Consider the following 13,570-nt stretch of genomic DNA (forward strand, 5'->3'; position numbering starts at 1 on the left):
TTTATTTTAGAAGATTGGTCGCTTCATCAGGGAATACCAACGATGGTTTAAATACTTTGGCATCTTCAATATCCATAAAGGCATAGGTGATTAAAATTAAAACATCACCAACCGCAACCTTTCGTGCTGCAGCACCATTTAGTGTAATTTCACCACTATTGCGAGGACCAGGTATACAATAGGTCTCTAAACGCTCTCCATTGTTGTTATTTACAATCTGAACCTTTTCACCCTGAATAATATTAGCGGCATTCATTAAGTCCTCATCAATGGTTATACTACCAATGTAATTGAGGTCTGCACCTGTACATTTTACGCGATGTATCTTAGATTTTACAACTTGAATTTGCATGAGGCAAAGATAATTAATTTAAGGCGATATTATCTATAAGTCTTATATCTCCTGCATATGCAGCAATAAAGGCTCTATATGTCTTTTTTGTTGATTTACGTTTCAATGGTTTTAAGGTTTCCGTATCCGCAATTATAAAATACTCTAGCTCTAAGAGTGGTTGTTTTTTAAATTGCTTCTCAACCCATTCCGTTACATATTTAGCACTTTTTGTGCCAAATTTGATTTTGGCAGATTTTAGTGTTTTATAGATAAACGGTGCTGCTTTTCTATGTTCTTTTGTCAGTCTTGTATTTCTAGAACTCATGGCCAATCCATCCGATGCCCTGTGGATTGCACAACCAATCACCTCAACAGGGATATCGTATAGCGCAACGAGTTTTTTAATGATTTGTAACTGCTGAAAATCCTTCTCACCAAAGTATGCTCTATGTGGTTTTACAATTTCAAAAAGGCGTTTTACTATGGTGCCCACACCATTAAAATGACCTGTTCTAAAAGCACCTTCCATCTCGTTCTCAAGACCATCGAAATTAAAGCGTTCAGATTGAACGTTATGGTTATATATGTCCTCGATTGTCGGTGCGTAGACCATTATTTTTGTTTCATTTACTGTCTTTAACAGTGCCACATCACTTTCTAAAGTTCTGGGATATTTAACAAGGTCTTGCTCATTATCAAATTGAGTAGGATTAACAAAAATGCTTGTAATTACATAGTCATTATCGCTTAACCCTTTTTTCACCAGAGCCAAATGCCCTTCGTGAAGTGCTCCCATGGTAGGTACAAACCCTAGGGTTTTACCTTTTACTTTTAATGAGTTTAGGTGATGAGATAATTCGGATTTATTGTGAAAAACGTTCAAGACAGTAATAAAAATTAATGCCTGCAAACATAATATTTTACTGGCAATCTGCACAAATTTTTGTAATTTTGCATGTTTTTTACTCTTAATTTTCTAAAGGAGCAGATTTATGAAAGATAAACGAATATTATATGTGTCATCAGAGGTTGTTCCATATTTACCAGAAACGGAGATTTCTTCAATGTCATTTGAGGCACCAAGAATGGTAAACAAACAGGGAGGTCAGATACGTATATTTATGCCTCGTTTTGGTAATATTAATGAAAGAAGGCACCAGTTGCACGAGGTAATCAGACTATCTGGGATCAATTTAGTGATCAACGACTTAGATATGCCTTTGATTATTAAGGTGGCATCAATCCCAAAAGAGCGTATTCAAGTTTATTTTATCGATAATGAAGAATATTTTAAGCGCAAGGCCACTTTAACCGATGAGGATGGAAAGTTGTTTTCGGATAATGATGAACGTGCCATTTTCTTTGCCAAAGGAGTCATAGAAACTGTAAAAAAGCTTAATTGGGCTCCAGATATTATACATGTAAACGGTTGGTTAGCATCATTACTGCCACTGTATTTGAAAGAGTTTTATAAAACAGAACCCTTATTTACAGAAAGTAAAATTATCACTTCAGTATACAATCAAAACTTCGAAGGTACGTTAGATAAAGGAATGATAGACAAGGTAAAGTTTGATGGGTTGGACGAAAAAGCGATTAAACCACTTGAAAATCCTAATTACATTAATTTAATGAAAATAGCAGTAGATAATTCTGATGCAGTAATTAAAGGTTCCCAAGAATTCCCTAAAGAACTAGAGGATTATATTAAAAATTTGTCAAAACCTGTTTTAGATTACCATTCTTTGGAAGAATTTGCCGATTCTTACACAGAATTTTATAAAAGTGCTGTTCTCAACAGTTAGATGTGACTATGAAAAAACACAAATTTGCATTTCAGATTGTAACAATTTTAATATTTGTTTTTAGTATAATAGCTTGCGACAAAGATTTTGCAACATTAGATTCGGACATTATTAATGAAGACAATGCCACTAATTTCGAAATCAGTTCAGAGCAATATGATATTATTACTTATACCGATGCATTGGGACCAGTGCAGACAAATAACTTAACACTTAACTCAATAGGGATTTACGATGATGATGTATACGGCAGGACTACTTCAAGTTTTTTAACACAATTAACCTTACCAAATTTTGACCCAGAATTTGGTGAAGAAGTTGAGATAGATTCAGTAGTGCTCAATATACCTTACTCTAGCTTGGTGTCTGATGTTGATGAAGATGGAAATATTGAATATGAAATTGATTCGGTATTAGGGGATTCACCGATTAAGCTGAGTATTTTTGAGAGCAATTATTTCCTAAGGGATTTTGATCCTAATGGCGATTTTGATGAATCCCAGGCATATTTCTCAAATAAGTCAGCTTCAGAATCTGAACCTATTTCTGAGGCTCTTTTAGAAAGTGTGCCTATAAATATTGTTCAAAATCCAGATGGTGTCAATAGTGTTTCTTTAGATACACAAGGTAATATCATAGTTAGTGATCAAGGTTACACATTAACCGAAGTCAATGATGATGGCGAAACCCTAGTAACGTTAAGACAACCACCTGGTATTAGGGTTAAACTAGACACAGCATATTGGAAAAGTAAAATTCTTGACATGGAAGGAGATGCAGTTCTGGCAAGCCAAAATAACTTTTCAGAATACCTGAGAGGGATATATTTTAAGGCAGAATCCGTAAATGATGATGGGAGTCTTATTATTTTCAACCCATCGTTTGAAACCTATAACATCACTATTTATTACACAAGATTGAGTATATCGACTTCTGATGATGAAGATGCCACAGAACAAGTAGAAATTGATATGGGCTTTGGGCCAAATAGAGTGAATTTCTTCGATAATAATTTTGCAATATCAATAAATGATGGAGATCCAGTAAACGGCGATGCAAGATTATACCTAAAAGGCGGTGAAGGATCAGTAGCAAAAATTAAACTTTTTAATGGTGATAATTTTGATGATGGTGATGACATGACTTTCGATGACTGGAGAAACGAGTTTGTTGATATCGATGAAAATGGTGAAGTAGTAAGATCTAGGCGATTAGTAAATGAGGCTAATTTGGTATTCCACGTTGACCAAGAAATTGTTCAGGATGGCGAACCAGAACGTATTTATGTGTATGATGTCGAAAATAAAACGTTTTTGAGGGATTATTTTTTAGATGTGACTAATAATACCTTACCTTCATTTTCGAAATTAAGTCATCTTGGACCTTTACAACGTGTTGATGATGAACCAGATGGGGAAGGCATTAAGTATAAGTTGAGAATCACGGAGCACATTAACAATTTATTGTTGAGAGATTCTACTAATGTTGAATTGGGACTATCAGTTTCAATTAATATAAATTTAGAAAACCCAACCATAGGAGGTCCTCAGAGACAAGTTCAAGATAATGTTGATACAGATTTTACGATACCTGTAAGTTCAATTATGACGCCTAGAGGTACAGTTCTTCATGGTAATACCACTGAAGACGAAAGTAGAAGAGTGTATCTGGAAATATTTTATACAGAACCAAATAACTAAATATTAACCTATGTGTGGAATTGTTGGGTACATAGGCCATCGAGAGGCTTACCCTATAATAATTAAAGGACTTCAAAGACTAGAATACCGTGGTTATGATAGTGCAGGTATTGCACTTTATGACGGAAGCGATATTAAACTGTCAAAAACCAAAGGAAAAGTTGTCGACCTAAAAGATAAGTTAGAAAGTGAAATTTCTACTATAGGCTCTCTTGGGATAGGTCATACGCGTTGGGCAACCCACGGTGTGCCAAATGATGTTAATTCGCACCCGCACTATTCGAATTCGGGCGATTTAGTGATTATCCATAATGGCATTATTGAAAATTATGATGCTCTAAAAAAGGAGCTCATCAAGCGTGGTTATGTATTTAAATCAGATACCGACACAGAAGTATTAGTCAATCTTATTGAAGATGTTAAAAGGAACGAGGACATAAAGCTCGGTAAAGCTGTTCAAATCGCATTGAACCAGGTCGTTGGCGCCTATGCCATAGCCGTTTTTGATAAAAACAAACCTAATGAAATTGTAGTGGCAAGATTAGGTAGCCCTCTTGCTATTGGTATTGGAGAAGATGAATTTTTTATTGCTAGTGATGCTTCGCCTTTTATAGAGTTTACCAAAAACGCCATTTATCTTGAAGATGAAGAGATGGCTATCGTAAGAAGAGGCAAAGAAGTAAAGATTAGAAAAATTAAGAACGATGCCTTAGTTGATCCTTATGTTCAAGAACTGCAACTCAATCTCGAGCAGATTGAAAAAGGTGGCTATGATCATTTCATGTTGAAGGAAATCTACGAACAACCTGAAGCCATTAAAGATACCTTTAGAGGACGATTATTAAGTAAAGAAGCTATGGTAAAGTTGGCAGGTGTTGAAGATAACATGAAAAAATTCTTAGCTGCTGACAGAATTATTGTGGTAGCTTGCGGAACGTCTTGGCACGCTGGTTTAGTTTCAGAATATATTTTTGAAGATTTAGCCCGAATCCCAGTAGAGGTTGAATATGCTTCTGAATTTAGATATAGAAATCCGGTTATTACCGAAAAAGATATTGTTATCGCTATTTCCCAATCTGGTGAAACAGCCGATACGCTGGCCGCTATTAAATTGGCCAAGTCAAGAGGCGCTTTTGTATTTGGTGTTTGTAATGTTGTCGGCTCGTCTATAGCCAGAGAAACTGATGCTGGAGCTTATACACATGCTGGTCCTGAGATTGGTGTAGCTTCAACAAAAGCTTTTACGACTCAGATTACGGTATTAACATTAATGGCATTACGTTTAGCAAGAGCAAAAGGAACAATCTCTAGTTCTGAGTTTAGACATCATCTCATAGAACTTGAACTAATACCAGATAAAGTTGAAGAAGCACTAAAATCTGATGCCTTTGTCCAGACCATCTCTGACATCTACAAGGATGCTACGAACTTCCTATATCTTGGACGTGGATTTAACTTCCCTGTTGCCTTAGAAGGCGCTCTAAAACTTAAAGAAATTTCGTATATCCATGCGGAAGGCTATCCAGCTGCAGAAATGAAGCATGGTCCTATTGCTTTGATAGACGAGCAAATGCCCGTTGTAGTAATTGCAACAAAAAAAGGGCATTATGAAAAAGTTGTTAGTAATATTCAAGAAATTAAATCTCGAAAAGGGAAGATTATAGGTATAGTGACTAAAGGTGATAAAAGTGTGAAGGAATTAGCGGATCATGTCATTGAGGTGCCAGAAACTATAGAGTGCCTTACACCTCTATTAACAACCATACCATTGCAATTGCTATCGTATCACATTGCAGTGATGTTGGGTAAAAATGTTGATCAACCTCGAAATCTTGCAAAATCTGTAACTGTAGAATAGTTTATTTTTAAAAATTTAACTCTCTATTAGCCCTAAAATTGAATAGTATTCAATTTTAGGGCATTTTATTTATTAAAATATACTATGCGCGCATAATTTTATGTGAATTTTTTACAGACTTTTCATATATTTATTTAAATTGCTCATCTAATAAATTTAACTAATTCTCTAAAATGAAGACAATCTTAAAGCTTTTTGCAATGCTTTTTTGCGTGGTGTGTTATTCCCAAACCACAATTAAAGGTAAAATCACTGACAATACGGGATTACCCCTACCCGGTGCAAATATTGTCGTAGTTGGCACAACTTCAGGTGCAGTATCGGATTTTGATGGTAACTACATTCTCACCGTAAATCAAGACCCGCCATTTTCAATACGAGTAAGCTACACAGGTTTTGAAACACAAACTATCGAGATAACAGCCAAAGATCAAACAATTGATGTGACACTAAAGGAAGGCAATACGCTCGATGAAGTTGTTATTGCAGCTTCACGAACACCAGAAAGAATCTTTGAATCTCCAGTAACCGTAGAACGATTTGGATTAAAAGAAATAAAGAATACAGCATCGTCTGACTTTTATGGTGGTTTAGAAAATTTAAAGGGTGTAGACATTAACACTAATAGTTTAACGTTTAAATCCATTAACACAAGAGGATTCGCAACTTTTGCTAATACGCGTTTTATGCAGTTGGTTGATGGTATGGACAATTCCGCACCAGCGCTTAACTTTCCTTTGGGAAATCTGCTAGGTATGGTAGAAACAGATGTACAAAGCGTAGAGCTTTTACCAGGTGCATCTTCCGCGCTTTATGGTGCTAATGCCTTCAATGGTATTCTTTTTATGAGAAGTAAAAATCCTTTTGACCATCAAGGAATTAGAGGCTATATTAAACAAGGTATTACATCTCAAGAGGCTGCTGGAGATAATTCTTACACCGATATTGGTATAAGTATGGCTCATAAATTTAGTGATAAGTTTGCCGCAAAAGTTAACTTTGGTTATTTAAAAGGAACGGATTGGTTTGCTACCAATTACGACGACAAAAATATGCGTGGCGGTACAAGAGAATCAAACATAAACTATAATGGTGTAAATGTTTATGGTGATGAAGTTACTGCAGACATTAGAGAGTTATCAGGCATTGGTTTTATAGCAGAGGATACTTTTGTTAGTAGAACAGGTTATTTAGAGTCTGATTTAACTGACTACGACGCAGAAAGCGTTAAAGCTGATTGGGGCTTATATTTCCGACCATGGGCAGATGATTTTGAAATTCAATATGTAGGTAAAGTAGGTACAGGCTCTACTATTTATCAAGGTGCACAACGTTACCGTATAGACGGTTTCTCATTACAACAGCATAAAATTGAAGTTAGAAATGATAACTTTTTTGTTAGAGGTTATATAACGTCAGACAAAGCGGGTGACACCTATGTAATGGATGTATTAGGACCGAACTTATTGAACGCTTGGAAAACTCATGAGCAGTGGTATGGCGAATACATTCAAACTTATGCAGGTGCTCTATTAAATGGTGTCCCTGATGCACAAGCTCATGCTGCAGCGAGAGCTGTTGCCGAGCAAGGAAGACCAGAAATAGGATCAGAACAACACAATCAACTTTTGGAGCAGGTTACATCTGACACTAATTTCCTAACAGGTGCCGGGTTTAGAGATAATTCTAAAATCTATCATGGTGATGCCAATTATAATTTTGGAGAAACCTTTAACTTTGCAGAAGTTCAAGTAGGAGGCTCTTACAGAACCTATAGATTAAACTCTTTTGGTACCATTTATGCGGATGCCAACGGACCAATTACTTATTCAGAATTAGGTATTTATACGCAATTACAGCGTTCACTGGAAATAAATGAGAGTTTAGAATTAAAATTAACAGGATCTATTAGATACGATAAATCAGAATTATTTGATGGCTTCTTTTCGCCTCGAATTTCAGCTGGTTTAACAGTTAATGAAAATCATAACTTTAGAGCATCGTTCCAAACTGGTTTTAGAAACCCTGATACGCAAGCATTATACATAGGTTTACAAACCAACGCCGGAACATTAATTGGAGGTGCAACAGATATTGGTGATCGATACCAGAGAGATATAGAAGTAAGTCAGTTTGCTCAAGATAATTTAGGTCAACCAGCCTTTATTACACAACGAGGAGATATCGCATATACCAATTCTTTGTTTTCATCTATTGGCAATGATTTAGAAAATCATAATGCTGCAAATGATGGTAGAGAATTTGTAGCAAATTCAAACTTTGTTGAGCCAGAGCAAGTAAGTTCGTTCGAAGTTGGTTATCGTGGTAAAATAGACGACTTTATTATAGATGCCTCGGCGTATTACAGTATATACAACGACTTTTTGGCCAACGAAAATGTTATTGCACCTCTATACGGAAATGTTTCAAACTTTGATTTAACAGGTTACGACCCTAACAACCCAGGATCGATAGCTGGTCTTAATTCAGATACTCAACAGATCCTAGCGGCATTACAAAATGATGATTTTGTTGGCTACCAAACTTATACAAATACTGAAGAAACCGTAAACTCTTATGGCGCTGCAGTTGCTGTTTCTACTAAGGTTTTTGATGGCTTCGATTTAAGTGCTAATTATACTTGGGCAAGATTAGATTTTGATGTTGCTGGTAATCCAGATTTTCAAACCAATTTTAATACACCAGAGCACAAAGTGAAAATAGGTTTTGGTAAAACAGAACTATTCAAAAATTTTGGCTTCAATATGGCATGGAGATGGAGCGACAACTACTTCTGGGAGGCCTCTTTTGGTAGTGGAGAAATACCTGCATTTAATGTGTTAGATGCTCAAATAAATCTTCGAATTCCTAGTTTAAAATCAACAATCAAAGCAGGTGCTACTAATTTATTGGCTGATGAATACTTTACTGCATTCGGAACAGGATTCATAGGTTCTCAATACTACGTATCTTTAACTATCAACAATCTTTAAAAAAATTAGCAATGAAAAATATAAAGTATATATTGTTGTCAATGTTCGCGATGGGTTTTCTAGCATGCGAGTATGACGAATTAGATGAACTAAGAGAGAATAACAATAATGTAGAAGATGATGAAGTTATTCTACCAGATCTTACTGTAGGAACTGCTGACTTTTCAAATTATGTGGCTATAGGTCCTTCGTTTACAGCAGGATTTACAGATAATGGTCTGTTTATCGCTGCACAAGAGAATTCTTTCCCAAATATTTTGGCTGGTCAATTTGCTAATGCTGGTGGTGGGGCATTTACACAACCCTTAATGAATGATAATTTTGGAGGACTTGCACTTTCAGGAAATAGAATAGCCCAGCCAAGATTGGTTTTTGGTGGCGCAGGACCTGTACCCTTAGAGAATGTTATTGGTCCGGTTACGGTTTCAACGGATGTGGCATTAAATAACCCAACAGGACCCTTTAATAATTTAGGTGTGCCTGGAGCTAAAAGTTTTCACTTTATAGCTCCAGATTATGGAAATATAAGTGGTCTTTTAACAATGCCCGCTACCGCAAATCCCTACGCCGTAAGAATGACCGGGAATACACCAAGTGCTACAATATTAGATTTGGCCGTAGCCCAAAGTCCTAGCTTTTTTACTGCAGATTTAATTGGTGGCAATGATGTTCTAGGATATGCTACTTCTGGTGGTGATGCCACATTAGATCAAATAACAGATCCTGCTACTTTTGAAGTTGCTTTTAATGCTATAATTGCAGGACTTACTTCCAATGGAGCTAAAGGCGCGGTAACAAATATTCCTTATGTTTCAAGTTTGCCTTATTTTACAACAGTTCCGGCGAATGCTTTAGATCCTTCGAACCCATCTTTTGGACCATTAATTCCGACTCTAAATGGCATTTTTGGTCAAATAAATTTAGTTTACGAGGCACTTGGACAGGCTAATCGATCAATTGTATTCTCAGAAACTTCGGCTAGTCCAGTAGTCATTAGAGATGAAAGTATAGCAGATATTTCAACACAAATGATAGCTGTTTTTAATGCAAGCCCAACTTTCCCGGCTTTTGTACAATCGTTAGGTTTACCTGCAGCTGCCGCACCATTAGTTGCTAATTTATTAGGATCTACGTATGGGCAATCTAGACAAGCAACAAATGATGATTTATTGACATTGCCAAGTAGTTCAGTAATTGGCACAGTCAATAGTGATTTCTTTGCATTTTTAACGAGTCAAGGTATACCAGCCGATATTGCAGGTCAGTTTGCTGTTGAAGGCATTACCTACCCTCTAGACGACAGATGGGTTTTGTTACCAAGTGAAAACACTGAGATTGTGGCGGCCGTAGATGCATACAATGCTACAATTTCGGCTGTTGCAACTGCTAATGGTTTGGCCTTAGTAGATGTGAATGGTATTTTAACTGAGGCCTCAACGACTGGTATTATGTTCGATGATTTTCTATTGAACACTGATTTGGTATTTGGTGGCTTAGTTAGTCTGGATGGTATACATTTAACGGCTAGAGGTTATGCTTTAATGGCTAATAGTTTCTTAGAAGCTATAGATGCCACTTACGGATCTAATTTTGTTGCTTCAGGAAATCTAGCTAAAGCGGGTGATTTCCCAACAAATTACTCACCAACATTGCAGTAATTCATCAATAATATTCTAATTAAAAATACGCCTTTAAAAGGCGTGTTTTTTTTATTCAAAAAAGACATATTTTTTAAATATTAACTCTATCTTTGCAGCGCGAAAAACGCATGTGCTTAACTTGATTGGGTAAGCTGTTTTTCTGTATTTAAATTATTGCAAAACAAAAACATATAAGTAATGTCAAAAGTTACAGGTAAAGTTGCACAAATTGTAGGCCCAGTAATCGACGTAGAATTCGCTGCTGGCACAGAACTTCCAAAGATTTATGATTCATTAGAAATTAAAAACCAAGATGGTTCCACGTTGGTATTAGAAGTACAATCTCACATTGGTGAGGATACAGTACGTACAATCGCTATGGATTCATCTGATGGTTTAAGTAGAGGAACCGAAGTTCTTGCAACTGGTGCGCCAATCCAAATGCCAATTGGCGAGGATGTTTACGGACGTCTTTTTAATGTAATTGGTGATGCTATTGATGGATTGGGTGACTTACCAAAAGCTGGTGAAGCAGGTTTGCCGATTCACAGACAAGCACCTAAATTTGAAGAATTATCAACATCTACGGAAGTCTTATTCACAGGGATTAAAGTTATCGATTTAATTGAGCCTTATGCTAAAGGTGGTAAGATTGGTTTATTTGGTGGTGCTGGTGTCGGTAAAACAGTATTGATTCAAGAGCTAATCAACAATATTGCTAAAGGTCATGGTGGTCTTTCCGTTTTTGCTGGCGTTGGTGAAAGAACTCGTGAAGGAAATGATTTACTCCGTGAAATGTTAGAGTCTGGTATTATTAAATACGGTGATGATTTTATGCATTCTATGGAAGAAGGTGGATGGGATCTTAAAAAAGTAGATAAGGCTGCGATGAAAGATTCTAAAGCAACCTTCGTTTTTGGTCAGATGAATGAGCCTCCAGGAGCGCGTGCGCGTGTGGCATTATCTGGTTTAACTATTGCAGAGTATTTCCGTGATGGTGCTGGTGATGGACAAGGGAAAGATGTTTTATTTTTCGTAGATAATATCTTCCGTTTTACTCAAGCAGGTTCTGAGGTATCTGCACTTCTTGGTCGTATGCCTTCAGCTGTAGGGTATCAGCCAACTTTAGCCACTGAGATGGGGGCAATGCAAGAACGTATTACTTCAACTAAAAAAGGTTCTATTACATCTGTACAAGCTGTTTATGTACCTGCGGATGATTTAACTGACCCTGCACCTGCGACAACATTTGCTCACTTAGATGCAACAACGGTATTATCTCGTAAGATTGCTGAGCTTGGTATTTACCCTGCTGTGGACCCATTAGATTCTACATCGCGTATCTTAACACCCGAAATATTAGGTGATGAGCATTACAATTGTGCTCAGCGTGTAAAAGAGCTTCTACAACGCTATAAGGAATTACAAGATATTATCGCCATCCTTGGTATGGAAGAATTATCTGAAGAGGATAAACTGGCTGTATCTAGAGCAAGACGTGTACAACGTTTCTTATCTCAGCCATTCCACGTTGCTGAACAATTTACTGGTATACCAGGTGTTCTAGTAGATATTAAAGAAACTATCAAAGGCTTTAACATGATTATGGATGGTGAATTAGATCACTTACCAGAAGCTGCATTTAACCTTAAAGGATCTATCGAAGAAGCTATTGAAGCTGGTGAGAAAATGCTTGCTGAGGCCTAAACTAGTATACAGTTAACAGTAACAGTTTGCAGATTATGCTACTGAGTACTGAATACTGAATACTGAATACTCGAAAATTATGTATTTAGAAATCGTATCACCAGAAGCCACTTTATTTAGTTCAGAAGTAGACTCTGTCGTTGTACCAGGAGTCAATGGTGAGTTTGAGATGTTAAAAGATCATGCTCCTATTGTTTCAATTTTAAAAGAAGGTACGATTAGAGTAAAGACACATTCTCAAAGTCATTTGATTTTTAATGAATTACATGCCGATGTAGTTCCCCATAAAGATGACAAGAAAGTGTTAACCGTAAAGATAAATTCTGGCACTATCGAAATGAAAGACAATAAGCTAATTATCTTAGCTGATTAGAAAGTTATTCATAACTGTAAAATAAAAAAACCGCAAAGCTCCTAAAGTTTTGTGGTTTTTTATTTAACTATTAGCATACATATAGTCTGTCATTAACGCTCATTATGAAAGATGTAATCGCCGATTTATAGAAATACCTTAGAGGTATCATAACATATGGTTTTTACTTTAAGCATAATAAACCCTACCAACTCCTATAAATTTAAAGTCTAAAGCGAATCCAAAGCGTGCTTCATTATAAGTCATTGAATCACGAATTTAAGTGCTTTTTAATGAATTGAATTTTTCAAAAGAACAGATTTGGATTAAATCTTGCCTAATATTTTATCCATAACCCAAGCTGTATGCGCTGCTGTAATTCCTGTTGAAGGATGTTGAAAATTAGAGTCTAAATGCTTTACCATATTTTCAACATGAAACTGTTGGATATGTTTTGGATTTTCAATTTGGAGTTCTTTTTGTTCATTTGGTGTAATTAATTTAATCGGTTCTTCCAAAAACACAGAAAAGCTTATTTCACCTTTATTACCAATAATTCTAACCCTATCTTCTCTTTTATAGACTCCAAAACTCCACATACCACTACCTACCACACCGGATTCATGTTCCCAAAATCCTGAAATAATATCCTTAGCACTATATAATTGTTGCTGATTTCTTGACACACCTTTTGCCTTAATAATATTGCCTAATAGATAAATGAATAAATCTAATCCATGGCTAGCCAAATCATCAAAATAGCCAGCGTATGCAATGTTGGCATCCGTGCGCCAATTATACGTTCTTGACTGGTCTAAATCACTTGGACTACGGCTTAAATACCAACTTATATGCCTCACATCTCCAATAACCTGTTCTTCCAAAAGTGATTTTACTTTATTAAATCTTGGCAAAGACCTGCGATAATAAGCCACAAACAATGGCAAATTTTGTTCTTCAAATACGGTTTGTATGTCCTTACACTCTTTGTAGCTCGGAGCCATTGGCTTCTCAATACAGCAGATTTTTTTGGCCTTTGCTACCTTCAAGGCATAATAATGGTGTGTATCTGGCGGTGTAGCAATGTAAACAGCATCCACTTCAGTATCATTAATTAATTTATCCGCATCATTATAAAAACGTGGTATATTGTGTCGCTTTGCATAATCTTTTGCTAACTC

General features: G+C 36.2%; 10 protein-coding genes. 7 read left to right on the plus strand and 3 right to left on the minus strand.

The window, feature by feature from the left end; translation table 11 throughout:
* Position 1: 1 nt before the first annotated feature.
* A complete protein-coding gene (gene panD / locus Q0992_RS12960; protein ID WP_299525055.1) occupies positions 2-352 on the minus strand; it encodes an aspartate 1-decarboxylase in 351 nt (116 codons plus the stop codon).
* Between the two features lie 13 nt (positions 353-365).
* Positions 366-1,217, minus strand: coding sequence for a pantoate--beta-alanine ligase (gene panC, locus Q0992_RS12965; protein WP_299525087.1), 852 nt, complete (start codon positions 1,215-1,217; stop codon positions 366-368).
* Between the two features lie 109 nt (positions 1,218-1,326).
* Between panC and Q0992_RS12970 the strand changes: the two genes are divergently transcribed.
* The 7 genes from Q0992_RS12970 to Q0992_RS13000 all read left to right on the plus strand — a co-directional run bounded on the left by Q0992_RS12970 (position 1,327) and on the right by Q0992_RS13000 (position 12,410).
* Positions 1,327-2,139 carry a glycogen/starch synthase gene (locus Q0992_RS12970; RefSeq protein ID WP_299525058.1) on the plus strand — a complete coding sequence of 271 codons (813 nt, stop codon included), beginning with the start codon at positions 1,327-1,329 and terminating at the stop codon, positions 2,137-2,139.
* Between the two features lie 8 nt (positions 2,140-2,147).
* Positions 2,148-3,839 carry a DUF4270 domain-containing protein gene (locus Q0992_RS12975; protein WP_299525061.1) on the plus strand — a complete coding sequence of 564 codons (1,692 nt, stop codon included), beginning with the start codon at positions 2,148-2,150 and terminating at the stop codon, positions 3,837-3,839.
* A 10-nt stretch (positions 3,840-3,849) separates the two neighbouring features.
* The gene (gene glmS, locus Q0992_RS12980; protein WP_299525064.1) at positions 3,850-5,697 is read left to right on the plus strand and encodes a glutamine--fructose-6-phosphate transaminase (isomerizing); all 1,848 of its coding nucleotides are present in this window, start codon (positions 3,850-3,852) and stop codon (positions 5,695-5,697) included.
* Positions 5,698-5,870: 173 nt separating this feature from the next.
* Complete coding sequence (locus Q0992_RS12985) at positions 5,871-8,690, plus strand: TonB-dependent receptor (RefSeq protein WP_299525068.1); 2,820 nt, start codon at positions 5,871-5,873, stop codon at positions 8,688-8,690.
* Between the two features lie 11 nt (positions 8,691-8,701).
* Complete coding sequence (locus Q0992_RS12990; protein WP_299525071.1) at positions 8,702-10,348, plus strand: G-D-S-L family lipolytic protein; 1,647 nt, start codon at positions 8,702-8,704, stop codon at positions 10,346-10,348.
* 180 nt (positions 10,349-10,528) lie between these two features.
* Positions 10,529-12,037 (plus strand): F0F1 ATP synthase subunit beta, encoded by a 1,509-nt coding sequence (gene atpD, locus Q0992_RS12995; protein WP_299525073.1) that lies wholly within the window; start codon positions 10,529-10,531, stop codon positions 12,035-12,037.
* 79 nt (positions 12,038-12,116) lie between these two features.
* Positions 12,117-12,410, plus strand: coding sequence for a hypothetical protein (locus Q0992_RS13000; protein ID WP_299525076.1), 294 nt, complete (start codon positions 12,117-12,119; stop codon positions 12,408-12,410).
* Positions 12,411-12,715: 305 nt separating this feature from the next.
* Here the strand turns inward: Q0992_RS13000 and Q0992_RS13005 are convergent.
* On the minus strand, positions 12,716-13,570 hold an 855-nt coding region (locus Q0992_RS13005; RefSeq protein ID WP_299525078.1), incomplete at its 5' end, for a Gfo/Idh/MocA family oxidoreductase.

The sequence above is a fragment of the Winogradskyella sp. genome, assembly GCF_028289625.1.
Taxonomy (GTDB): Bacteria; Bacteroidota; Bacteroidia; order Flavobacteriales; family Flavobacteriaceae; genus Winogradskyella.